The organism is Rhizobium sp. NFR07 (assembly GCF_900111905.1).
Classification (GTDB): Bacteria; Pseudomonadota; Alphaproteobacteria; order Rhizobiales; family Rhizobiaceae; genus Neorhizobium.
This window is the reverse complement of record NZ_FOKM01000023.1, coordinates 43,952-67,602: the sequence shown is the minus strand read 5'-3', so window position 1 is coordinate 67,602 and position 23,651 is coordinate 43,952. Positions and strand designations below refer to the sequence as shown.

Genomic DNA, 23,651 nt, shown 5'->3' with positions numbered 1-23,651 from the left:
ACCATCGCCTAACTTGAACTCGGCCCGATGATGCCGCACCCTCCCATCAAAACGTGGGAGGGTTTTTCTATGCCGGAGATTCTATGGATCGTGCTCGGCCTCGCGGCTGCGGTGGCTGGCGGAACGGTAGCGGCGAAACTTGCCGGGATCGAGTTGTGGAAGGGCGTTCTCGTCGGCGGTGTTGCCGCGGTCGCGGCGCTTCTCGCCTCCTTTGCCCCGGGCCTCGACCGCAACCTCACAATGCCGATGGCAGCGCTGATCGCGTCCGGCATCGCCGGCTCTGCGGTTGGGCTCACGGCACCGCGGACGGCGCCGATCGTGATCGGGGCGGCGATACCGCCACTGCTCGGTTTGCTGATGTTCGAGATGGGATAAGGGGCGTCACTCGCCGGGATGCTGCTGGCGGCGGCGGATCTTCCGGTCGAGATCCCATTCGTGGAGAAGATAAAGGAAAACGGCCCCGACCATAATAATGGCCGGCAGTACATAACCGTAAAATGTCCAAAAATCCATCACGCGAGCCTCTTCAAGGTTCGTCTTGCAACGTAATGTAGTCCGATTGCGGTGAAAAACCAACTCGCGATGCCGGTGAGTATTTGTGAGACGGGAATGGAGGCAAAAGCCGCAACACCATAACCGTATCCCGCAAGCGGCGTGAACACGCCCACGGTGAAGCAAGCCGTCGAGGCACGATCCATCGCATTGGTCAGCAGTTTCGTCTGCTCGATTTCGGCAGCATTCAGATCGCCCATGGATCAACCCCTATCCCTAGGCGCGATCATAGGTTGAGCTTGGCTGGTGTCAAACGTCGTTAAAGACTGGTCGCCTGCCTATTCCGCAGGCGTCGTCACCGCTGCATCTTCATCTGAAAGCTGGCCAGCTGCGGGAGCGGCAACAGGTGCGACTTCCTTCGGCTTGCGGCCCATGATCTCCCGGTAGCCCTTGTTGGAAAAGGGCTGGGCGAGCTGGCCGAGGAAGCTTTTGGCGACACGGCCGCTGATGCCGATGTCGATCGATGAGGGTCGCGGCGGGTTGAAATAGGTGCCGAAGACCTGGTCCCAGATGACGAGGTTCTCGCCGTAGTTCGTATTGCCTTCGGCGAGCAGTTTCGAATGGTGCCAGCGATGCAGGCGCGGCGTGCTCATGATCCAGTCGAGCGGTCCTGTTCTCACCTCGATGTTGCAATGGGTGAGAAGGCCGATGAAGGCGGTCACGGCGCCGATCCAGAGGAAGATCTCCAGTGGCGCGCCGAGCAGGTAGAGCGGGATCTGGCTGAGTGCGATCTTGATGAGCGAATCGACGATGTGGAAACGCCCGGTATTGATGACCCAGAGGCTTTCGACGCTGTGATGCAGCGCGTGGAAGCGCCAGAGCGAATTGTGTTCATGGGCAAGCCGATGGGCCCAATAGAGGCCGAACTCGGCGATGACGAGCCCGAGAACGACCTGCAGGAACAGCGGCCAGCTGTCGGGCCAGAGACGAACCGGCATGACGAAAACGGGCTGGGCAAGGATCGCCACCGCCATTGGCGCGGAGGTGCCGATGGCCGCCGCGATCTGCACGCCGCCCTTACTCAGAAGCGTATGGGCGAGATTGTTGAAGGTGTCTCCATCGCCTTTCAGCCATGTCTCCTCATAGGGCATGAGGCGCTCGAAGATGGCGATCGTGACAACGACCGAAAGATAGACGACGTTGAACCAGAGGAGATGCGCCGTCGACTGGAAGGCGAAATGGGCGCCGACAAGGCCGCCGCAGAAAATGGCGGGCCAGATCGCCCATGAGAGGACGGTGTAGGGAAGTGAATTGCGAAACCTGTTCATGACGTCTCTCAGAGATCCAGTTTCAGCGCTTTCTCTCGCTCGATATATTCGCGCTGCTTGTCAGTGATATAGTCCCGGACTATCGGCGCGGCATCGCGTTGCCGCGATAGCTGCATGTGGAAGACGAGCTGGCTGCCGGTGCGGAACATCATCTCGGCGCTGATCAGATAGAATTCCCACATCCGGGCAAAACGTTCGTCATAGAGCGCGATCACCTTGTCGCGGTTCGCCTCGAAACGGGCGGTCCAGTGGGCGAGCGTGATGGCGTAGTGGACGCGCAGGAATTCGAGGTCCGTCACCCACAGGCTGTTGCGCTCGACGACGTCGAACACTTCCGACAGCGCCGGCGAATAGGCGCCCGGAAAGATGTATTTCCTGAGCCACGGACTTGCCATTCCGGGTGGGCTCATGTGGCCGATCGAATGCAGCATCATGACGCCGTCGTCCGGCATCAGCGCGTTGATCCTGGAAAAATACTCGTCGTAGTGATGCACGCCGACATGCTCGAACATTCCGACGGAAACGATACGGTCAAACTTCTCATCGACATCTCGATAATCACGCAGTTCGAATTTGACCCGGTCGGCGAGGCCGGCATCCTGCGCACGCCGCGATGCCAGCGCCTGCTGCTCCTTCGACAAGGTGACGCCGGTCACCTGCACGTTTTCGAGTGCTGCGAGATAGAGCGCCAGATCACCCCAGCCGCAGCCGATATCCAGCACCTTCATGCCGTCCTTGAGGCCCAGCTTTGCGGCCAGTAGGCGCAGCTTGTTGCGCTGCGCCTGTTCCAGCGTCTCGCCCGGATCGCGGAAATAGGCGCAGGAATAGAGCATGTTGTCGTCGAGGAAGAGTTTGTAGAATTCGTTGCCGAGATCGTAGTGATGGGCGACGTTCTGCTGGGCTTGTCCCTTGCGGTTCGACTGCTGTCGCTTGCGAAACCGCATCTTGATCGCCCGCAGCGCTTTCTGAAGGGGATAGGAGCCGAGTGAAAGCCGGTTGACGGAGAACAGCGTCAGGAAATCCTTGAGCGACGAGCCGTCCTCGAAACGCATCGTGCCATCCATATAGGCCTCGCCGGCCGCAAGCTCCGGATTGAACACGAGGCTTCGGTAAAGCCGCTTGTCGGTGAGGCGCATGGTGACTTCGAGCCCCGGCGTGCCGGAAAAGACATGGCGTTGACCGTCCGCGTCTATGACAGTCAGCCTGCCCTTGCGGATGAAGGATTTCATCATGTGCGAAAGCGGAAACATGAAACCTCGCCGGTCGCCAATATATAATCTGAAAATTGCTATTCGTTTTCGACGCCTGGCAAATACGCATGGCGCCTGCATGGATGATTGAAGGCAGACTAGCACCGCAATCCAAAGGCGATAGTCAAAAAATCGCGGTCTGGCCGGCGCCCGATAATTTTGTGTCACGCATGAAACGGCCCCGCCGCCCGGCGTGCAGAGGTGTCTCGTATGGATGGTGCCGGCAGCTCGGCCTCAAGCGTCGTCCGGCCGGTCCTTCGGGTCGAACTGGACGATGGTGATCCAGGTGGCGGTAAGCGCCGGTTTCTTCTCGTTCTCGATCTCGACGGAAACGTCATAGGTCATCATCAGCATGCCGGCGCCGCGGAAGCGGTGCTCGGACAGGGTGAAATTGCCGCGCACCCGGGCGCCGCTTTTTACCGGCGACATGAAACGGACGCGGTCGAAACCGTAATTGATGCCCATCGTCTGTTCGCGGATCTTCGGGATACCGTCGAAATTCATCGCGGAAAGCAGCGAGAGCGTCAGGAAGCCGTGGGCGATGGTGCCGCCGAAGGGGCTTTCGGTCGCGGCGCGCTCGGGATCGACATGGATGAACTGATGATCGAGCGTCGCGTCGGCGAACTGGTTGATCATCGTCTGGTCGACGGTGATCCAGTCGGAGACGCCGATTTCCTGCCCCACCAGTCCCGGCACGTCCGCCAGCGAAATTTCACGCATTCAGCCCACCATGATCGTCGTCAGTCGGAAGGTGGCCCATGGACGGCGTCTTACTGCAGAAGGCAGAAGCGCACCGAGCGGGGCGGAAGGTATCCGCCCCAGGGCTCACCGGAGGAAAGTTCGCGCCAGCCCGAGCCGGGCAGGGAGAAACCCGCATCCTCATGGCCGCGGTTGAAGAGGATTGCAAGTCTTGCGGGTGTGCCGGACTGGCGGTCGTCGGTTGCCAGCATCATGCCGAAGAGCCGGTTGTCGGGGTTTTCCCAGTCGGAAACCTGCATCGGCTCGCCCGAGGGCGCGATCCACTCGACATCGCCGTTGCCGGTGAAGAAGCCTGTTTCGGAAAAGACTGGAAAGCGCTTGCGCACGTTCGCCAGCATCGCCGTATGGCCGATGAGGTCCGGGTCGAGTGCGGACCAGTCCATCCAGGTGATCTCGTTGTCCTGGCAATAGGCGTTGTTGTTGCCCTGCTGCGAGCGGCCGCCCTCGTCACCCATGGTCAGCATGATCGTGCCGCGGCTGGCAAAGAGCGTGGACAGCAGCGACTTCACGTCGGTGTGGCGGCGCTCCTGGATTGTCGGATCATCGGTAGCGCCTTCGGCCCCGTTGTTCCAGGACAGGTTCTCGTTGTGACCGTCTCGGTTGTCCTCGCCATTGGCATCATTGTGCTTGTGGTCATGGGAAACGAGATCGAACAGTGTGAAGCCATCATGGGCGGCGAGGAAGTTGACGCTGCGGGTCTCGCCGGATTTTTCGAAGACATCCGAGGAACCGGCAAGTCTTGTGGCGAGTGTGCCGGTCATGCTCTGGTCGCCGCGCCAGTAGCGGCGCATGTCGTCGCGGGCGCGGTCGTTCCATTCGAGGAAGGGAGCGGGAAAATTGCCGAGCTGGTAGCCGCCGGGGCCGATATCCCAGGGCTCTGCGATGAAGACGCGGTCCTTCAGCACGTCGTCGGACAGCATGGCGTCGAGCGTTCCGCCATGTGCGGCGAAGCCTTCCGCGTTGCGGCCGACGATCGGTGCCAGATCGAAGCGGAAGCCGTCGACGCCGGCGTGCTGGACGAAATGGCGGAGCGTATCGATGATCAGCTGGCGGACCATGGGGTTGTCGGCGGCGAGCGTGTTGCCGGTGCCGGTATCGTTGATCAGCTCGCCCGGATCATCCGGCAGGTGGCGATAGTAGGAGAGGTTGTCGAGGCCACGCATCGAGATCGTCGCGCCGTAGCGGTCACTCTCGCCGGAATGATTGAAGACGAGGTCGAGGATGAGGCCGATGCCCGCCTCGTGCAGTCTTGCCACGGTTTTCCTGAGCTCGGCCATGCCGCCGGGGCAAAGGCGCGGATCGAGCGCCATGAAGGCGATCGGATTGTAGCCCCAGCCATTGGTCAGCCCGAGCGGCGGCAGATGGCGTTCGTCGATCCAGGCGGTGATCGGCATCAACTCGACGGCATCGACGCCGATCTGCTTCAGATGCGCGATGATGGCCGGATGGGCGAGCGCGGCGACCGTGCCGCGGATATCCTCCGGCACGTCCGGGTGGAGAATGGTGAAGGGCTTTACGGCCACTTCATAGACAAGGCCGCCGGGCGCAAGGAGGGGAGGCGCGACCTTGGCCGTGACATCCGCCGTGACGATGGCTTTCGGCACCAGAGCGGCGGTGTCGGCCTGGTATTTCACCAGATCGCGGTCGTGCCGGAAGGGCTGGTCCAGTTCCTTGGCATAGGGATCGACCAGCAGCTTGGACGGGTCGAACCAGAGGCCGCGATCGGGGTCGTAGGCGCCATGGGCGCGGTATCCGTAAAGCTGGCCGGCTTTCAGGCCTCTTACCGAAACGCGGTGGATGTCGCCTTCACCGCGAACCATCTCGTGTCGTTCGGTCTCGGTAGCGCCTTCGGCATCGAAAAGGCAGAGCTCGATCTTTTCCGCGCTTGCAGAGAAGACGGCAAAATCGGCGCCTTCAGGGGTGAGGGTGGCGCCGAGCTTCATTCGGGGTCCTTGTCGTAGACGGTTACATCGGCAGGAAGAACGACCCAGCCATGCCTGCGGCAATCGTAGACGGATGCTTCCGGTGGCGGGAAGGAAGGGTCGGCAAAACCGCCGACCGCCACCGCGACAGACCTGTCTCCGACATCTTCCTCGGTATGGAAAAGATTGGTGCCGCAAACCGGGCAGAAGCGGAAGAGGAAACGTCCGCCCTGGTCGCCCGTGCGCAGGTATTCGCGCGCCTCGCCGGTCACCGTGTAGGGTGTGCGAAAGGCGGCGAGGGCGGCAAACACGCTGCCGGTCCGCTGCTGGCAGGAAAGGCAATGGCAGACGCCGACACCCAGCGGCTCGCCATTTACCTCGATGCGGAGCTGACCGCAGCTACAGGATGCCGTTCTCGTCGCCACGGTCTGCTTTCCTCGCCTTCGCGCCCTGTCGATCAGGTCAGGTGATGACCGTCGGTGCGTTGCGGCCGGAGCGCTTCTTCAGCTCGGAGATCTCGTCGGCCACGGCGATCAGGTCAGCCAGCGCCTCCTGGGTGTCGATGCCGTGCTTTGCCGCATCCGGCTCGTAGCGTTCGACATAGACGCGGATCGTCGCGCCAGAGGTGCCGGTGCCGGAGAGGCGGAAGACGACGCGGGAGCCGCCTTGGAAGAGAACGCGGATGCCCTGGTTCTTGGAGACCGAGCCGTCGACCGGATCGTGATAGGCGAAGTCGTCTGCGGCCGCGACCTTGAGGGCGCCGAAGGTCTGGCCCGGCAGGCTTGCGAGCTTGTCGCGCAGCGCGGTCATCATGCCGTTTGCAGCATCCGAATCCACTTCCTCATAGTCGTGGCGCGAATAGTAGTTGCGGCCGTATTCGGCCCAGTGCTTCCTGACGATCTCGGCGACGCTCTCGTTGCGGCCCGCCATGATGTTCAGCCAGAAGAGCACTGCCCAGAGGCCGTCCTTCTCGCGCACATGGTCGGAACCGGTGCCGAAGCTTTCCTCGCCGCAGACGGTGACCTTGCCGGCATCGAGCAGGTTGCCGAAGAACTTCCAGCCGGTCGGGGTCTCGTACATGCCGATCTTGAGCTTCTCGGCGACGCGGTCGGCGGCGGCACTGGTCGGCATGGAGCGGGCGATGCCTGCAATGCCCTTGGCGTAGCCTGGGGCGAGCTTGGCATTGGCGGCGATGATTGCGAGGCTGTCGGAAGGAGTGACGAACATGCCCTTGCCGACCACCATGTTACGGTCGCCGTCGCCATCGGAAGCCGCGCCGAAATGCGGGCCGTCCTTGCTCATGACGTCGTCATAGAGTTCCTTGGCGTGGACGAGGTTCGGGTCCGGGTGATGACCGCCGAAATCCGGCAGCGGCGTCGCGTTGCGGACCGAGCCTTCCGGCGCGCCGAGACGGTTTTCGAAGATTTCCTTCGCGTAAGGGCCGGTGACCGCACCCATCGAGTCGATCGCGATGCGAACGCCGCTGGCGATCAGCGCACGGATTGCACCGAAATCGAAGAGCTCTTCCATCAGTTCGGCATAGTCGGAAACCGGGTCGATCACCTCGACCGCCATGCCTTCAACTTTGAACGTGCCGATCTTGTCGAGATCGAGGTCAGCGGCGTCCGCGATCTTGTAGGTGTCGATCACCTTGGAGCGGGCGAAGATGGCATCGGTGATCTTTTCCGGTGCCGGGCCGCCATTGCCGATATTGTACTTGATGCCGAAGTCTTCGGTCGGGCCGCCGGGATTGTGGCTGGCGGAGAGCACGATGCCGCCGAAGGCCTTGTATTTGCGGATGACGTTGGAGGCGGCGGGCGTCGAGAGGATGCCGCCCTGGCCGACCATGACCTTGCCGAAGCCGGCGGCGGCCGCCATCTTGATCGCCTTCTGGATGACTTCGCGGTTGTAGTACCGGCCGTCGCCGCCGATCACCAGCGTCTTGCCGTCAAAGCCTTCGAGTGAGTCGAAGATCGACTGGATGAAGTTCTCCGCGTAGTTTTCCTGGGCGAAGACCGGGACCTTCTTGCGCAGGCCGGACGTGCCCGGTTTCTGATCCTGATAAGGGGTCGTTGCGACGGTCTTGATCATACTTAAATGCCTTTTCTTTCAAGGATTGCGGAGAAGAGCGCGGCATAAAGTCCAGCGCTCCTGATCCACGAAACATCGGATTTCATGCCCTGCTTCTGGATACCAATCCAGAGCTTCTGGTCGTTATAAAGGCGGACCGCACGGCGCAGCGCTCGCGACAGATCGCTGGCGGTGACGGGGCCGAAGGAGATGCCGGTCGCAGCCTTTGCGGCAAGGCCGGCATGGCTTGCGTCGATGACCGTGTCGTTCAAGCCGCCGGTGCGGGCGACGATCGGCACACAGCCGTAGCGCAGGCCGTAAAGCTGGGTGAGGCCGCAGGGTTCGAAACGTGACGGGATGACGATCGCATCGCAGCCTGCCTGCATCAGGTGGGAGAGCGGTTCGTCATAGGCGGCGATGACGCCGATGCGGCCCGGATGGCGGGTGGCTGCGGCATGGAACGCGTCTTCCAGCGCCTTGTCGCCGGAGCCGAGCACGGCGAGCCGCGCACCCTGGGCGACGAGTTCGTCCAGCGTCTGGGCAAGCAGGTCCATACCCTTCTGCGTGGTCAGTCGCGAGATGACGCAGAACAGCGGGCCACCTTCGGTATCGAGCGCGAAGCGATCGGCGACGAGGCGCTTGTTCTCGGCCCGCTTGTTCAGCGAGGATGCGGAATAATGGACGGCAAGCGCGCGGTCCGTCTCCGGGTTCCAGGCATCGGTGTCAATGCCGTTGACGATGCCGTAAAGATCGGTGGCGCGGTGGGCGAGAAGGCCTTCCAGGCCCATGCCGAATTCCGGTGTGAGGATTTCCTCGGCATAGGATGGGCTGACCGTCGATATAGCCCAGCTTGCCTGCAGGCCTGCTTTCAGGAAGCCGACATTGCCGTAATATTCCAGCCCGTCGATCGACATGGCATGCGGCGGAAGCTCCAGTTCAGGGAAGATGTCGCCGCCGAAAATGCCCTGGAAAGCGATGTTGTGAATGGTGACGAGGCTCGGCACTTCGGGTTCGACCGCATAGCGCATATAGGCCGGCACCATGGCCGCCTGCCAGTCGTGGACATGGACCAGATCCGGCCGCCAGGCGCCGAGATGATCGGTCAGTCCCTGCTGAGCGATGATCGCGCCGGCCTTGGAAAGGGCCGCGAACCGTCGCCAGTTGTCGGCATAGTCCTTGCCGTTCGTATCGAGATAGGGGCCGCCGGCGCGGTCATAGAGTTCGGGGCAGTCGAGGATGAGGAGATCGAGCCCCTCGTGGCTGATCTCGAGAATGCGGGCTTGCGTGCCCAGCAGATCGTCGAACGTACGCTGCACGGTTGCTTCCGTCGCGACGTGCATCACAGCCGGATAGCCGGGCATCAGCGTCTTGACGGCAATACCCTGCTTGCCGAGGGCCAGCGGCAGGGCGCCGGCGACATCGGCAAGTCCGCCGGTCTTCACCAGCGGATAGACTTCAGAGGCAACCGAAAGAACCTGCATCACAAATCCAGCTTGTCGATCATCTTCTGCGTGATCAGGCAGATGCCGCTCTCGGTGCGGCGGAAGCGCTTGGCATCGAGTTCGGGATCCTCGCCGACCACGAGACCTTCGGGAATGGTTACACCATGGTCTATGACAACATCGCGAAGCTGCGCGCGACGTCCGATCCGGACATTCGGCAACACGACGGCACCATCGAGCTTGGAATAGGAATTGGCGCGCACGCCGGTAAACAGCAGGCTGCGGTTGAGCGACGAGCCGGAGATGATGCAGTCGCCCGAGATGACCGAGGATGTCGCCGAGCCGCGACGGTCCTCGTCGTCATGGACGAATTTGGCGGGCGCAGTGATTTCCGCATAGGTCCAGATCGGCCAGGACTTGTCGTAGAGATCGAGGCCGGGGACGATTTCGGTCAGGTCGACATTGGCCTGCCAATAGGCGTCGATCGTGCCGGCATCGCGCCAGTAGGGCTCGCGCTCGTAGTCGGAGCGGACGCAGCTATCGGCAAAGCGATGGGCGACGGCCTTACCATGCTCGACGATGTAAGGGATGATGTCCTTGCCGAAGTCTCGGGCGGAACCCGCCGTCTCGGCGTCACGCTTCAGGGCCTCGATCAGGAACTTGGTGTGGAAGACGTAGATGCCCATGGAGGCCAGCGCGAATTCCGGTTTGCCGGGAATGCCCGGCGGATCGGCGGGCTTCTCGACGAAATCGATGATCCTGTCCTTCTCGTCGACATGCATGACGCCGAAGCCGGTCGCTTCCATGCGCGGCACTTCCAGGCAGCCGACGGTGACGTCGGCGCCGGAATTGACGTGCTGCTGCAGCATCACCTCGTAGTCCATCTTGTAGACGTGGTCGCCGGCGAGGATGACCATGTATTCCGGCGCATAGCCCTCGATGATGTCGATGTTCTGGAAGACGGCGTCGGCCGTGCCTTCATACCACTGCGTCTCGGAGACGCGCTGGGAGGCGGGCAGGATGTCGAAGCTCTCGTTGCGCTCCGGCCGGAAGAAGTTCCAGCCGCGCTGCATGTGACGGATCAGCGAGTGGGCCTTGTACTGGGTGGCGACGCCAATGCGGCGGATGCCGGAATTCAGCGCGTTGGAGAGCGCGAAGTCGATGATGCGGGCCTTGCCGCCGAAATAAACGGCGGGCTTGGCGCGCCGGTCGGTCAGTTCCTTGAGGCGACTGCCGCGTCCTCCGGCCAGAACATAGGCCATGGCGTCGCGGGAGAGGGGCTGGATGCGCTTGTCGTTCATGAATTCCTCCCGTTATTAATTTGCTGTTCCAGTTCCAGCATGATCGTTGCCAAAGGCGGCAGCGTGATTTCGGCCTGAATGCTTCCTCCAGCATTCACGGCCTGCACGCGTCCGCCATTCCCCTTGCCGCTACCGCCGTAGATCTCGGCATCGGTATTGAGGATTTCCCGCCATCTTCCCTCGTTTGGCAAGGGGAGGCGGTAGTTTTCCCGATAGACGGGCGTGAAATTGGTGATGACCGCGACCGGCTTTTCTCCCGGCGCCATGCGCAGCCATGCAAAGACGGAATTGTCGGCATCGTCGGCGATCAGCCAACGGAAGCCTTCGCCCTCGCAGTCGCGGGCATGCAATGCAGGCTTGGAGCGGTAGCAGAAGTTGAGATCGCGCACGAGGCGGCGCATGCCTTCGTGGGGTGCGTAGGCCAGCAGGTTCCAGTCGAGCGACTTCGCCTCGCTCCACTCGCTCCACTGGGCGAATTCCTGGCCCATGAACAGCAGTTTCTTGCCCGGATAGCCCCACATGAAGCCGTAGTAAGCGCGCAGGTTGGCGAATTTCTGCCAGTCGTCGCCGGCCATCTTGGCGATCAGCGAGCCCTTGCCGTGCACCACTTCGTCGTGGCTGAGCGGCAGAACGAAGTTTTCCGAATAGGCGTAGATCAGGCCGAAGGTCAGTTCGTGGTGGTGATGCTTGCGATGCACGGGCTCGCGGGCGAGATAGCTCAGCGTGTCGTGCATGAAGCCCATGTTCCACTTGAAGCCGAAGCCGAGCCCGCCTTCATGGACAGGGGCCGAGACCTTGGGCCAGGAGGTCGATTCCTCGGCGATCGTCATCATGCCGGGATGGGCGCCGTAGGAGAGGGAATTCATCTTCTGCAGGAAGCGGACGGCTTCGAGGTTTTCCCGGCCGCCATATTCGTTCGGCACCCATTCGCCCTCCTTCCTCGAATAGTCGAGGTAAAGCATGGAAGCGACCGCATCGACGCGCAGACCGTCGAGATGGTATTTTTCCGCCCAGTAGAGGGCGTTGTTGACGAGGTAGGACAGCACTTCCTGCCGGCCGAAATTGTAGATCGCCGTGTTCCAATCGGGGTGGAAACCCTGGCGCGGGTCCTCGTGCTCGTAGAGCGCGGTGCCGTCAAAGCGGCGCAGGCCGTGTTCGTCCGTCGGGAAATGCGCCGGCACCCAGTCCAGGATGACGCCGAGGCCGACCTTGTGGGCTCCGTTGACGAAGCGCGCGAACCCTTCCGGCTCGCCGAAACGGGCTGACGGCGCGTAGAGACCGGTCGTCTGATAGCCCCAGGACGGGTCGAAGGGATGCTCGGTGATGGGCAGGAATTCGATATGGGTGAAGCCCATGTCGACGCAATATGGGATGAGCTGTGAGGCGAGTTCGTCCCAGCTGAGAAAAGTGCCGTCGTCGCGCTTGTTCCAGGAGCCGGCATGGACCTCGTAGATCGAGATCGGCTGGCGGCGATGGTCCGCCTTTTCCCAATGGGAGCGATGGGCTTCGTCATCCCAGACCTGAGCGAGCTCCGGCGTGGTGACGGAAGCGGTGTTCGGCCGCAATTCTGCGCGGCGAGCATAGGGGTCTGCCTTCAAGGGCTGCAGGCGGCCGTCCTTGCCGACGATCTCGAACTTGTAGGCGGAGCCGGCGAGGATATCGGGGGCGAAGATCTCCCAGATGCCGGTGTCGGAGCGCAACCGCATGACGTGGCGGCGGCCATCCCAGTTGTTGAATTCACCGACGACAGAGACGCGCTTCGCATTCGGCGCCCAGACGGCGAAGTGAAAGCCCTCTACGCCCTCGTGCTTCATCGGGTGCGCGCCCATCTTGTCGAAGAGACGCAGATGCGAACCCTCGCGGACGAAATAATCGTCCATGGGGCCGAGGACAGGGCCGAAGGAATAGGGATCGGTCACTGCCCATTCGACATCGCCGCGCTGGGCACGGTAGCGGATGGGCTGAAGGTTGGCGGCGTCGACGAGGCCTTCGAAATAACCGTCCTCGTGGCGGCGGGTGAGTTCACCGAGCTCGGCGCCGGTCAGCGAGAGAACCGTCACTTCTTCCGCGCCCGGGATGAAACAGCGGGCGCGGAATTTATCGCCGAGCTTGTGCAGGCCAAGCACGGCGAAGGGGTTTGTATGCCTGCCTGCCAGAATCGCCTCGATCTCGGACAGCGGGATTTCGCCAGGCGCCCTCCCGTCATCCTGCCCACGCGGCGATTTTGTCATCAGGCTCTCCAGATTTCCGACGCGTACTGGCGGATTGTGCGGTCCGAGGAGAACCAGCCCATCCGGGCGGTATTGCGAATTGTTTTTGAATACCAGGATTTAGGGTCGGCCCAGATTTGGTCAACGGTACGCTGAGCCGCAGCATAGGCGTCGAAGTCGGCGGCAACCATGAACCAGTCATGGTTATAGATGCCGTCGATCAGCTCGGCGAAGCGTGACCGGTCGTCGGGCGAGAAGACGCCGGTGGCGATGGCGTTGAGCGCCTGGGCGAGTTCCGGCGACTGCTCGATCACCGCGCGAGGGTTATGGCCGTCCGCGCGAACCTTGGCCACTTCGTCCGCCTTGAGGCCGAAGATGACGATATTGTCCTCGCCGACATGTTCCAGCATCTCGACATTGGCGCCGTCGAGCGTGCCGATGGTCAATGCGCCGTTCAGGCCGAACTTCATGTTGCCGGTGCCGGATGCTTCCATGCCGGCGGTCGAGATTTGTTCCGAGAGGTCGGCGGCCGGAACCATGATTTCGGCCAGCGAGACATTGTAGTTCGGCACAAAGACGACCTTCAGCAGGCCACGCACCGACGGGTCGTTGTTGATTACGCGGGCAACGTCATTCGCCAATTTGATGATCAGCTTGGCGTTGTGATAGCTCGGCGCCGCCTTGCCGGCGAACAGCTTTACACGTGGCACCCAGTCAAGTTCGGGGTGCGAGCGGATTTGGTCATACAGGGCGACGGCCTCGACGATGTTCAAGAGTTGGCGCTTGTATTCGTGGATGCGCTTGATCTGGATGTCGAACAGCGCCGAAGGATCGAGGCGGATGCCCATGCGGCTGCCGACGAGATTGGCGAGCGCCACCTTGTTCTTCCGCTTCACGGCGGCGAATTTTTCCTGGAAGCTCGCGTCGTCGGCGAACTTGTCGAGCTCGTTCAGCGCCTCCGTATTGTCGAGGAACTTGTCGCCGATCGCTTCCTGGATGAGCGAGGTGAGGCCCGGATTGCACTGCATCAGCCAGCGGCGCGGAGTGATGCCGTTGGTCTTGTTGTTGATGCGGGTCGGGTAGAGCGTGTGAAGGTCGGCAAAGACCGTGACCTTCATCAGGTCGGTATGCAGCGCCGAGACGCCGTTGACCGAATGGGACCCGACAAAGGCGAGATTGCCCATGCGCACGCGCCGTTCGCCGCCCTCGTCGATCAGCGAGATCGAGCGGACCTGCGTATCGGAGAAACGCTTTTCCTTGCGGGCTTCCATCAGGATCTTGGCGTTGATCGCATAGACGAGCTGCATGTGGCGCGGCAGCAGGCGCTCGAACAGCGGCACCGGCCAGGTTTCCAGCGCTTCGGGCAGAAGCGTGTGGTTGGTGTAGGAGAAGGTCTGGCGGACGATTTCCCAGGACAGATCGAAATCCATGCCGTGGATATCGACGAGAAGGCGCATCAATTCGCCGATCGATACCGCCGGATGGGTGTCGTTGAGCTGGATCGCGACCTTTTCATGCAGGTTGGTGAAGTCCGGATACTGCTGCAGGTGGCGGCGCAGGATGTCCTGTAGCGAGGCCGACGAGAAGAAGAATTCCTGGCGCAGGCGCAGTTCCTGGCCGGCCGGGTTGGCGTCGGCCGGGTAGAGAACGCGTGTCAGGGCCTCCGCCTTGTTGCTCTCGCGCAGCGCGCCGATATGGTCGCCGGCGTTGAAGGCGTCGAGCAGGATCGGGTCGATCGGCTGGGCCGACCAGAGGCGCAGCGTGTTGACGCGCTCGCCGCGCCAGCCGACGATCGGCGTGTCATAGGCCATGGCGATGACACGCTCGGCCGGCTTCCAGACGTAGCGCGGCGTGTCCTCGTAGCCGCCGATCGTCTCGACGGAGCCGCCGAAGCCGATTTCGTAGGAACTTTCGCGGCGCTCGAATTCCCAGGGATTGCCGTGGGCGAGCCAGGTTTCCGGCAGCTCGACCTGCCAGCCATCGGCCATCTGCTGGCGGAACAGGCCGTGGACGTAGCGAATGCCGTAGCCATAGGCCGGGATATCGACCGTCGCCATCGATTCCATGAAACAGGCGGCGAGACGGCCCAGACCACCGTTGCCGAGTGCCGCATCGGGCTCGAGGCCTGCAATGACCGAGACATCGACGCCGAGCGAGGACAGCGCGTCGCGGATTTCGGCCATCAGGCCGAGATTGCTGACGGCATCGCGCATCAGGCGGCCGATGAGGAATTCCAGAGACAGGTAATAGACGCGCTTGGCGCCGGTTCGATAGGCCTTGCGGGTGCTTTCCATCCACCGGTCGATGATGCGGTCTCGCACGACAAGGATCGTTGCCGTCAGCCAGTCATGGGGCTTTGCGACCTTGGCGTCCTTGCCGATGCGGTAGGTCAGGCGCTCGATGATCTCTTCCGCCATGATCTCTGGACGGGACGAGCGCGGGGCCGGATAGGGAAGTTCGACGGGGGATGTTGTGTTGTTCATGAAGTCGCCAATTGTTCTCGGTTGAGCGGGTGGAGGAATGTCCGATTCAGTCGATATGGCAGAATGTTACCGGCACAGTTATGCACCGATGTGAACGCCTTGCAACGGCGTATTTGCGAGCCCTAACCCAGGGTGATGGCTTTCTCGCGACGACATACTGTCCTATGCCGTCCGGCGTTGAAACAAGAAACCCCGCCGGTGAGGGCGGGGCCTTGGTAAGGGCAGGCCGGGATCAGTTGGTTAGGCGCACCGTCTGCTTGGCCGCCTTGTCGGCGATCTCGCCGAAGGCCTCGACCAGCGGTGCGATGAATACCGTCTTTGCCCGGACTATTGCGTCAGCAGTGTCTTGTTCGCGCTGGCTTCCTCACCGATCGCTTTGAACGCGCCGAGGAGATCATCCATGCTCTCTGCCTTGAAATAGTAGCCAGCCCCACTGGAGCAGCTGTTGAGGAAGCTTTGAGCCCGGGTGGGTGCCATGAATGCTATCGAGTAGATTTTAATGCCTGCGTCCTTGGCGGATTTGCATGTGGCGAGCGTATATGTGTCAGACCAAGTACTGTTGTTGTTTCCGTCGGTCATGAACACGATGTATTTGGTCAGTTTGGTATTGCCCGCATCCAGATGAATCTTCTCCTCCGATTTCGAGCCGGTCTTGGTGAGATCATCGAAAGCCTGCTTCATCGGAACGTAGGATTCTGTGCCGCCACCCGCCGACATGTCCTCGATGACGTCATTTCTCGTCTTGTTCGTGCCCCATGCGAAATCGCTGTCATCCTGGATCTCGCTGCTCCACGCGATCGCATTGGTGCGGACGTATTTGGATTTCGGATCAGCCTTGTCGAGCTGATCGAGGAGCAGATTGGCAGCGGTCTTGAGCGCTTCGATCTTCTTGACGTAGCAGGTGGCGTTTCTGCTGACGAGAGCGCCGTTGTCGTTGTACTGGTTGCATTTCTTTTCCGGCAGGATTTTCTCCCCGGTATTGGCAAGCATCGAGCCGGATTCATCCAGGACAAGGGTCATCGACAAAGCGCTTTTTGTCTGGCTGATGCCACTCGTCGTCGAACTGGATGCGCCGATCTGGGTCGTGCTCTTGCCGAGAACCTGCATCAGGGGCGTAAGGCTGAGCGTATAATTCGACGAAACGACGATATCGTAACGCTTCCCATCCGAGGTCGTTGTCGTGGCTACCGTTGCTGTGGTCGATTTGACAATATCTTCGAGTGTCTTGCTGCCGACGACGTTGGACATCTGGGCTTTGACGAAATCGATGGCCATGGTTTTCGCGGACTCTGCAGTGGCGGCAGAATCGCGCGCCAGCGAGGTCGCCGCTGCCAAAGCTGCGGCGTCCGTGGCGTTTTGAAGCTCGTGGCGTGAGAGCATCATGTTCGAAAAATCGATCATGAGACCAGCGCCCCCCAGAAGCACCGGCAGCATGATTGCCGTCATCATACCAAAATTGCCGCTGCGGTCGGCAGCGAGCCGCTTGAAAATGGACATAATATGGTGGTCCCCGGTCGGCGCTCGAGTCATTCGAACAGATGGGGATTTTCCTAGGCCTCAGCTCTTGAATAAGCCCTAAAACCAATCGTCAAGTTTTAACGATCGGCCGAAATCAGCACCAAAACGGGTCTATTTGACCGGAATCACGTCAACTGCCTGGTCGGCCTTTTGATTTCCGTAACCTTTGAGCACCCCGATCACGGGAGCGATGTCGGAATAGTCGCGGCCATAGGCGACGACGATATGGTCGCTGCCGGCGGCGATGTCATTGGTCGGATCGAACTCGACATAACCGAGCGCGTCGCCGCACCAGACGCGCACCCAGGCATGCATGGCGTCGGCGCCTTCGAGACGCTCCTTGCCCGGCGGCGGAATGGTGCGCAGGAAGCCGGAAACGTAGCCTGCCGGAATGCCGAGGCTTCTCAAGCCCACGATCATCACATGGGCGAAATCCTGGCAGACGCCGCGCTTCAGCCTGAAGGCCTCGCGTGGCGTCGAGTCCACCGTCGTCGCCTCGGAATCGTATTTGAAGTCCTTGTGGATGCGGGTGCAGAGCGCGGTTGCGATCTCACGGATCGTCATCTCGCGGTCTACTCGGCCGGGCTTTGCGATGTCGCGCACATAGGCGGCGATTTCCGGGTCCTCGGGCAGCCTCGGGCTGGTGCCGGTCAGGTGATGGGGCGAGGACGGGTCGACCGACCAGATGTCGGCGAGTTCGCGGCGCAGCATGTCCAGTGTGGGCGAAAGATCTGCCGTCATGGTCGGGGCCTCCACCATGACGCGCGCATGCATGCGGATGTCGAGCCGCTCATGGGGTGCGCGCAGGAAGACCGAGGTTGCCTGCTGGCCGAAGAAATCGATGAACGTCGTTTTCTCGTCGACCGTGGGCGAGACGGTGACCGAGCCGGCGATCAGCCGCTGGCGGTCGGGCAGCGACAGCGGCAGCACGCGGATGACATGACGGGCACCGGAGGCCGGCACGTCGTAGGCATAGCCCATATGAAGGGAGAGGTCGTAGAGCATCGGCGCGTTCCTCTCCTGATGTCAGTGGAAATAGGTCTGGCCGAAAAGGTCGGACAGGTTTTCGAGATCCTTCTCCAGCCGCCGGTAGACGTCCTTGTCGATGGTCTCCGGCGTCATCACCGCGAGGCCGGAATGCAGGCGCATCGTTTCGCGGTAGAAGGGCGACATCTGACCGTTGACGAAGGCGTTGGGCAGCTTTTCCACCTCGGTGCGGATCTCGTTCAGCTGGAACAGGATCGAGCGCGGGTTGAGCGGATCGAGCGCCAATAGGTCGTTCACCGTCAGGCGTACCGTATTGACGTTGTAGCGGCGGCGGTGGGTCATGACGCTGTCGCCGATCTCCAGCAGCATGTCGAGCGCGCCGTCCGGCGCATCCGGGCCGGACATGTGGCCGAGCAAGCGGGTCATGTGCAGGGCGCGTTCCAGATGGCGGCCGACCGACAGGAAGCGCCAGCCGGTGAAGCGATACATGTTTTCATGCACCAGACCGGCAAAGCCCGCGAGCTTGCGCAGGAGAATGGTCATCGCATGGGCGGCATCGTCGCCTGCCTGGGCCGCTTCATGGAAGCGCTTGGCGGTCTTGGCGAGGTCGGTCAGCGCCAGCCATCCGTCCGGCGAGAAACGGTCGCGGATGTTGCTCGCCGAATAGATCGCGCTGTTGATGTTGGCGAGCAGCGGCGCCGGCACCGCCTTCGTCATGTCCATGTCGATGGACTTCAGATAGCGCGCGACATCGGCCAGCAGCGGCACGTTCGGATTGGCCGATTCCGCATAACGCAGGTGCCAGGCGCGCAGGATGCGCAAGGCGCCTTCGGACCGTTCGATATAGCGGCCGAGCCAGTAGAGATTGTCGGCGGCGCGGCTCGGCAGCGAGCCCGGCATGTTGCGGGTGAAGCTTTCCTCCGGCGGCAGCAGCGTCGACTTGCTAACCGGCTTTTCCGAGACGATCCAGACATCGGCGGCGGCGCCGCCCGACTGCATGGCGATCGCGGCGACATCGTCGCCGGTGCCGATGCGGGCAAAACCGCCGGGCATGATCTCCCAGCCGTTTTCCGTGCGGGCGGCGAAGACGCGCAGCGACATCGGCCGCGGGGTCAGCTTGCCGTTGACCCAGGCGGGCGTGGTCGAGAGCGTCACGACTTCCTGGCCGACGAGTTTTGCGCCTTCGCCGGCAAGCCAGTCGCCGACCGTGTCCTTCGCGGTCTCGCGCAGCGTCGAGCCGAGCACGGACTGGCCGTTGTCGTCGAAGAAGGGCAGGCGGGAATAGGCGGGGCCGATGACCATGCGCTCGATATTCTTGGCCACATGCTCGCGTTCGGACTTCTGGCCGCACCACCAGGTGGCTATCGACGGCATGAGCAGATCCTCGCCGAGCAGGCGGCGGCAGATGATCGGCGCAAAGGCGAGGAAGGCACGGGTTTCCAGAATGCCGGAGCCGAGCGCATTGACCAGCGTCAGCGAGCCGGCGCGCAGCGCCTGCACCATGCCGGGCGTGCCGATATGGGAGTTCTGGTCGAGCTCCAGCGGATCGGCGTATGAAGCGTCGAGGCGGCGCCATAGCACGCCGATCGGTTTGAGACCCGCCACGGTGCGCACCATGACGCGGTCGTTGACGACCGTCAGGTCTTCGCCTTCGAGCAGCATGAAGCCGAGATAGCGGGCGATATAGGCGTGTTCGAAATAGGTCTCGTTCGCCGGGCCGGGCGAGAGAACGGCGATACGGTCATCCGGATACTGCTTGCGCGACTGCAGCGCATCGCGGAAGGCGCCGAAGAAGGAGGCGAGGCGATGGACGTGGGTTTCGCCGTAGATATCGGAGAAGGAACGGGTGGTGGCGACGCGGTTTTCCAACGCGAAGCCGGCGCCAGACGGTGCCTGGGTGCGGTCGGCCAGAACCCACCAGTTGCCATCCGGCCCGCGGCCGATCTCGAAGGAACAGAAATGCAGGTAATGGCCTCCGACCGGCTTCACGCCGACCAGCGGGCGCAGGAATTCCGGATTGGCGGCGACGAGCTGGGGCGGCAGGACGCCTTCCTGCACCAGCCGGTTCTCGCCGTAGATATCGGCGATCATGGCTTCCAGCACGTCGGCGCGCTGCTTCAGGCCGCTGGCAATGCCGGCCCATTCCTTCTCGTCGATCAGGACCGGAATATGGGAGAGCGGCCAGTTGCGCTCGCCCGATCCGCCTTCGCCGGGGCCGCCATAGGTGCGGTAGAAGACACCGGCATCGCGCAGGTAACGGTCGGCACGGGCGAAGCGTTCGTGGAGATCGCCTTCGTTGAGACGGCTGAGGCGGGCGATGAGGTTCTGCCAGACCGGCTTGATCTCGCCATCGGCGTCCAGCATCTCGTCGGCGACACCGGGAAACGCGGCATAGCCGAGGATCGGATCGTTTTCGATCTCCTCATCCCTGCGGCGTTCGCTCAACGGTGCCTTGGTCACTAGACGTCATACTCCTTGGGGGCGGCGAAGATCGAGCGTCAGCGGGAATTCGGGCGAGGGTGTTTCCGGCATCAGGGGATAGGATCCCGCCGTATGACCCCAGGGCTCGAACCGCGCCAGCCGTCGCGCTTCCGCCTCGTTGCCGTTCACTGGGAAGGTCTCATAATTGCGACCGCCCGGATGCGCAACATGGTATCTGCAGCCGCCAACAGACCTTGCCGACCAGGTATCGTAGACATCGAAGGTCAAGGGCGAGTTGACCGGCAGCATCGGATGGAGGCCGGATCGTGGCTGCCAGGCCTTGAAGCGGACGCCGGCGACCGAGACGCCGGACTGACCGGTGGCCGTCAGCGGCACGGCGCGGCCGTTGCAGGCGACGGTGTAGCGGGACGGGTTGGTCGTCTCCAGCCGCACCTGGAGGCGTTCGACCGAGCTGTCGACATAACGCACCGTGCCGCCGATCGCACCCTGTTCGCCCATGACGTGCCAGGGTTCGAGCGCCTGACGCAGTTCCAGCTTCGCGCCTTCGTATTCGACCTCGCCGAAGAAGGGGAAGCGGAATTCCAGCTGCGCCTCGAACCATTCGGGGCGCAGGTCGAAGCCGTTTTCGCGCAGGTCCTGCAGCACGTCCATGAAATCGGCCCAGATGTAATGGCCGAGCATGAAGCGGTCGGCGAGCGCCGTGCCCCAGCGGACGAACTTGCCCTGCAGCGGGTTCTTCCAGAAGCGGGCGATCAGCGCGCGCACCAGCAATTGCTGGGCGAGCGACATGCGGGCATTCGGCGGCATTTCGAAACCGCGGAACTCGACGAGGCCGAGGCGGCCCGTCGGGCCATCCGGCGAGAACAGCTTGTCGATGCAGATTTCCGAACGGTGGGTATTGCCGGTGACGTCGGTCAGGAGATTGCGGAACAGGCGGTCGACAAGCCAGGGCAGAGGCGGCTGGCCCTGTCCGGGTGCCGGCACCTGGGACAGCGCGATCTCCAGCTCGTACATGGAATCATGACGGGCCTCGTCGATGCGCGGCGCCTGGGAGGTCGGGCCGATGAACAGACCGGAGAAGAGATAGGAGAGCGAAGGGTGGCGCTGCCAGTGCAGCACGAGGCTCTTCAAAAGGTCTGGACGGCGCAGGAACGGGCTGTCGTTCGGATTGGCGCCGCCGACCACGACATGGTTGCCGCCGCCGGTGCCGGTATGGCGGCCGTCGATCATGAACTTGTCGGCGCCTAGGCGTGTCTGGCGGGCTTCCTCGTAGATGGTCGTTGTGATGTCGACCGTCTCCTTCCAGCTTGCGGCCGGATGGATGTTGACCTCGATGACGCCGGGATCGGGGGCGACGCGGATGACGTTGATGCGCTCGTCATGGGGTGGCGCATAACCTTCGATATGGACCGGCAGGCCGAGTTCCGTTGCCGCGTTTTCAGCGGCGGCGATCAGTTCGAGATAGTCCTCGATCTTTTCCACCGGCGGCATGAAGACGCAGAGGCGGCCGTCGCGCGGTTCGACGGAGATTGCGGTGCGTACTGCGCCACCGATGTCGCCGAGGGTCTGCTCGACACGGCCGGGATTGGCCGCATCGCCGGCCGTGAAGGATGATTCCGGCATCGCCCGGCCTTCCGTCGCCCCGCGCCCTGCGGGCACGATGGTCTCGGGCAAGGAGGAGCGGGGGATGGAGGGATCGGCCTCGTGGATATAGGGAAACTGCGATGGCGGAATATAGGGCAGGGTGCCGAGCGGCAGACGGTAGCCGACGGGACTGTCGCCGGGCACGAGGAAGATGCGGCCGCGGCGGGTGTTCCATTTCTCGCTGATCCAGCGCTTTTCACCGGGCTTTCCGCGCGCCTGGGCCTGCCAGGCCTGAACCGGCAGGACATGGCCGGTAGGCTTCGTCAGGCCGCGTTCGAAGACGCGGGCAAGGCGGTTGCGCTCTTCCGGATCCTTGAGCTTGGAATTGGACGGATCGACATTGTCGGGCAGCGAGCCTTCCTTGATGATCCATTCCGCCGGGTCCTCGTAGGCCGGCACGACCATGTCGGCGCCGATACCGAGTTCGCCGGCGAGTGCCGCGAGGAATTTCTGCGACTCGTCCTCGCCGACCTTGTAGTCGCCGCCTTCGCGGGCAACGAGATCCGGGTTTTTCCAGATCGGGTTGCCGTCCTTGCGCCAATAGAGCGAGAAGGTCCAGCGCGGCAGGCTTTCGCCCGGATACCACTTACCCTGGCCGTAATGCAGGAAGCCGCCGGGCGCGAATTTTTCGCGCAGCTTGCGGATCAGGACGTCTGCCTTTTCCCGTTTGGTCGGGCCGACGGCGTCGGTATTCCATTCTCCAGACTCGAAATCGTCGATGGAGACGAACGTCGGTTCGCCGCCCATGGTGAGGCGTACGTCCTGCGCTTCGAGCACCCGGTCGACCTGTTCGCCGAGATCGTTGAGCGCGTCCCAGCTCTCGTCGGAAAACGGCTTGGTGATGCGCGGATGCTCGGCGACGCGGGTGACGTTCATGGCGAAGTCGAACGAGGTTTCTGCCTCGCCGAAATAGCCGCCGGAGATCGGCGCGGCATTGCGGTAATGCGGGGTGGCGGCGAGCGGGATATGGCTTTCGCCGGTGAGAAGACCGGATGTCGGGTCGAGCCCGACCCAGCCGGCGCCGGGAAGATAGACTTCCGCCCAGGCATGCAGGTCGGTGAAGTCGACTTCCGTGCCGGAAGGGCCGTCGAGCGCCTTCAGATCTGGCGTCAGCTGGATCAGGTAACCGGAGACGAAACGGGCGGCAAAGCCGAGATGACGCAGGATCTGCACGAAAAGCCAGCTCGTGTCGCGGCAGGAGCCTCTGGCGTTTTCCAGCGTCTCTTCGGGCGTCTGTACGCCCGGTTCCATGCGGATGACGTAGCCGATCTGCTGCTGCAGGCGGGCGTTGAGCCCGACCACCATGTCGACCGTCGGCTGGCCTTCCGTCCTGTCGATCGTATCGAGAAAGGCCTGCAGGCGCGTCGTCGCCGGTTCCGGCTCGCGGTAGATGGAAAGGTCCTCGACCAGCGTTTCGGGATACGCGAAGGGCCACTTGGTCGCCTCTTCCTCAACGAAGAAGTCGAAGGGATTATAGACCGTCATGTCGGCGACAAGATCGACCTCGATCTTCAGTTCGGTCGCAGGGTCGGGAAAGACGAAGCGGGCGAGATAGTTGCCGTAGGGGTCCTGCTGCAGGTTGACGAAGTGATTTTCGGGCGTGACCTTGAGCGAATGGCTCAGCACCTTGGTGCGCGAATGGGCGGCGGGTTTCAGGCGGATAATTTGCGGTCCGAGACGGACGGGTCTGTCATACTTGTAATGGGTGAGGTGGTAGATGCTCGCCTTGATCGACATTGAACCCCTTTATTGCCCTGTTGCAGGCGCCCCTTGCCGGCCTCGTTGAGCGGGCCGAACCATCAT

General features: G+C 62.3%; 17 protein-coding genes. 1 reads left to right on the top strand and 16 read right to left on the bottom strand.

Going from position 1 to position 23,651, the window contains the following annotated elements; genetic code table 11:
* The first annotated feature begins 69 nt into the window (after window positions 1–69).
* Window positions 70–375 carry a hypothetical protein gene (locus BM216_RS31025; RefSeq protein ID WP_093003906.1) on the top strand — a complete coding sequence of 102 codons (306 nt, stop codon included), beginning with the start codon at window positions 70–72 and terminating at the stop codon, window positions 373–375.
* A 6-nt stretch (window positions 376–381) separates the two neighbouring features.
* Here BM216_RS31025 and BM216_RS35150 read toward each other — a convergent pair whose 3' ends face one another.
* The 16 genes from BM216_RS35150 to BM216_RS30950 form a co-directional block, all read right to left on the bottom strand.
* Window positions 382–513, bottom strand: a complete 132-nt coding sequence (locus BM216_RS35150; protein WP_280141724.1) for a hypothetical protein — start codon at window positions 511–513, stop codon at window positions 382–384.
* Entirely contained in the window at window positions 513–752 is a 240-nt protein-coding gene (locus BM216_RS31020; RefSeq protein ID WP_093003904.1) for a hypothetical protein, read from the bottom strand. Before BM216_RS31020 ends, BM216_RS35150 begins: the two co-directional genes overlap by 1 nt.
* A gap of 78 nt (window positions 753–830) precedes the next feature.
* Window positions 831–1,820: an ornithine lipid hydroxylase OlsE gene (locus BM216_RS31015; RefSeq protein WP_093003902.1), complete on the bottom strand. Its 990-nt coding sequence runs from the start codon at window positions 1,818–1,820 to the stop codon at window positions 831–833.
* 8 nt (window positions 1,821–1,828) lie between these two features.
* Window positions 1,829–3,070: an SAM-dependent methyltransferase gene (locus tag BM216_RS31010; protein WP_093003900.1), complete on the bottom strand. Its 1,242-nt coding sequence runs from the start codon at window positions 3,068–3,070 to the stop codon at window positions 1,829–1,831.
* Between the two features lie 234 nt (window positions 3,071–3,304).
* A complete protein-coding gene (locus BM216_RS31005; protein ID WP_093003898.1) occupies window positions 3,305–3,790 on the bottom strand; it encodes a MaoC family dehydratase in 486 nt (161 codons plus the stop codon).
* 50 nt (window positions 3,791–3,840) lie between these two features.
* On the bottom strand, window positions 3,841–5,772 hold the full coding sequence (gene glgX, locus BM216_RS31000; RefSeq protein ID WP_093003896.1) for a glycogen debranching protein GlgX: 1,932 nt from the start codon (window positions 5,770–5,772) through the stop codon (window positions 3,841–3,843).
* Window positions 5,769–6,176 carry a GFA family protein gene (locus tag BM216_RS30995; protein ID WP_093003894.1) on the bottom strand — a complete coding sequence of 136 codons (408 nt, stop codon included), beginning with the start codon at window positions 6,174–6,176 and terminating at the stop codon, window positions 5,769–5,771. The genes glgX and BM216_RS30995 overlap by 4 nt, the downstream gene beginning before the upstream one ends.
* 37 nt (window positions 6,177–6,213) lie before the next feature.
* On the bottom strand, window positions 6,214–7,842 hold the full coding sequence (locus BM216_RS30990) for an alpha-D-glucose phosphate-specific phosphoglucomutase (RefSeq protein ID WP_093003892.1): 1,629 nt from the start codon (window positions 7,840–7,842) through the stop codon (window positions 6,214–6,216).
* Window positions 7,843–7,844: 2 nt separating this feature from the next.
* Window positions 7,845–9,302, bottom strand: coding sequence for a glycogen synthase GlgA (gene glgA, locus BM216_RS30985; RefSeq protein WP_093003890.1), 1,458 nt, complete (start codon window positions 9,300–9,302; stop codon window positions 7,845–7,847).
* Complete coding sequence (gene glgC / locus BM216_RS30980; RefSeq protein WP_093003888.1) at window positions 9,302–10,564, bottom strand: glucose-1-phosphate adenylyltransferase; 1,263 nt, start codon at window positions 10,562–10,564, stop codon at window positions 9,302–9,304. Before glgC ends, glgA begins: the two co-directional genes overlap by 1 nt.
* Complete coding sequence (gene glgB / locus BM216_RS30975) at window positions 10,561–12,795, bottom strand: 1,4-alpha-glucan branching protein GlgB (RefSeq protein ID WP_093003886.1); 2,235 nt, start codon at window positions 12,793–12,795, stop codon at window positions 10,561–10,563. Before glgB ends, glgC begins: the two co-directional genes overlap by 4 nt.
* Window positions 12,795–15,257: a glycogen/starch/alpha-glucan phosphorylase gene (locus BM216_RS30970; RefSeq protein ID WP_093003884.1), complete on the bottom strand. Its 2,463-nt coding sequence runs from the start codon at window positions 15,255–15,257 to the stop codon at window positions 12,795–12,797. Before BM216_RS30970 ends, glgB begins: the two co-directional genes overlap by 1 nt.
* Window positions 15,258–15,584: 327 nt before the next feature.
* Window positions 15,585–16,754, bottom strand: coding sequence for a vWA domain-containing protein (locus BM216_RS30965; RefSeq protein ID WP_093003882.1), 1,170 nt, complete (start codon window positions 16,752–16,754; stop codon window positions 15,585–15,587).
* A 132-nt stretch (window positions 16,755–16,886) separates the two neighbouring features.
* Window positions 16,887–17,780 (bottom strand): transglutaminase family protein, encoded by an 894-nt coding sequence (locus BM216_RS30960; protein WP_093003880.1) that lies wholly within the window; start codon window positions 17,778–17,780, stop codon window positions 16,887–16,889.
* A 21-nt stretch (window positions 17,781–17,801) separates the two neighbouring features.
* Complete coding sequence (locus tag BM216_RS30955) at window positions 17,802–20,222, bottom strand: circularly permuted type 2 ATP-grasp protein (protein WP_093003878.1); 2,421 nt, start codon at window positions 20,220–20,222, stop codon at window positions 17,802–17,804.
* A 6-nt stretch (window positions 20,223–20,228) separates the two neighbouring features.
* Window positions 20,229–23,585: a transglutaminase family protein gene (locus BM216_RS30950; protein ID WP_093003876.1), complete on the bottom strand. Its 3,357-nt coding sequence runs from the start codon at window positions 23,583–23,585 to the stop codon at window positions 20,229–20,231.
* Window positions 23,586–23,651: the final 66 nt, after the last annotated feature.

Bases quoted from the DNA above. Each gene is read 5' to 3' on its own strand.
- BM216_RS31025 (WP_093003906.1), top strand. From the start codon at position 70: ATGCCGGAGATTCTATGGATCGTGCTCGGCCTCGCGGCTGCGGTGGCT.
- BM216_RS31020 (WP_093003904.1), bottom strand. From the start codon at position 752: ATGGGCGATCTGAATGCTGCCGAAATCGAGCAGACGAAACTGCTGACC.
- BM216_RS31015 (WP_093003902.1), bottom strand. From the start codon at position 1,820: ATGAACAGGTTTCGCAATTCACTTCCCTACACCGTCCTCTCATGGGCG.
- BM216_RS35150 (WP_280141724.1), bottom strand. From the start codon at position 513: ATGGATTTTTGGACATTTTACGGTTATGTACTGCCGGCCATTATTATG.
- BM216_RS30950 (WP_093003876.1), bottom strand. From the start codon at position 23,585: ATGTCGATCAAGGCGAGCATCTACCACCTCACCCATTACAAGTATGAC.
- BM216_RS30960 (WP_093003880.1), bottom strand. From the start codon at position 17,780: ATGCTCTACGACCTCTCCCTTCATATGGGCTATGCCTACGACGTGCCG.
- BM216_RS30990 (WP_093003892.1), bottom strand. From the start codon at position 7,842: ATGATCAAGACCGTCGCAACGACCCCTTATCAGGATCAGAAACCGGGC.
- glgB (WP_093003886.1), bottom strand. From the start codon at position 12,795: ATGACAAAATCGCCGCGTGGGCAGGATGACGGGAGGGCGCCTGGCGAA.
- glgA (WP_093003890.1), bottom strand. From the start codon at position 9,302: ATGCAGGTTCTTTCGGTTGCCTCTGAAGTCTATCCGCTGGTGAAGACC.
- glgX (WP_093003896.1), bottom strand. From the start codon at position 5,772: ATGAAGCTCGGCGCCACCCTCACCCCTGAAGGCGCCGATTTTGCCGTC.
- BM216_RS30965 (WP_093003882.1), bottom strand. From the start codon at position 16,754: ATGTCCATTTTCAAGCGGCTCGCTGCCGACCGCAGCGGCAATTTTGGT.
- glgC (WP_093003888.1), bottom strand. From the start codon at position 10,564: ATGAACGACAAGCGCATCCAGCCCCTCTCCCGCGACGCCATGGCCTAT.
- BM216_RS31005 (WP_093003898.1), bottom strand. From the start codon at position 3,790: ATGCGTGAAATTTCGCTGGCGGACGTGCCGGGACTGGTGGGGCAGGAA.
- BM216_RS30970 (WP_093003884.1), bottom strand. From the start codon at position 15,257: ATGAACAACACAACATCCCCCGTCGAACTTCCCTATCCGGCCCCGCGC.
- BM216_RS31010 (WP_093003900.1), bottom strand. From the start codon at position 3,070: ATGTTTCCGCTTTCGCACATGATGAAATCCTTCATCCGCAAGGGCAGG.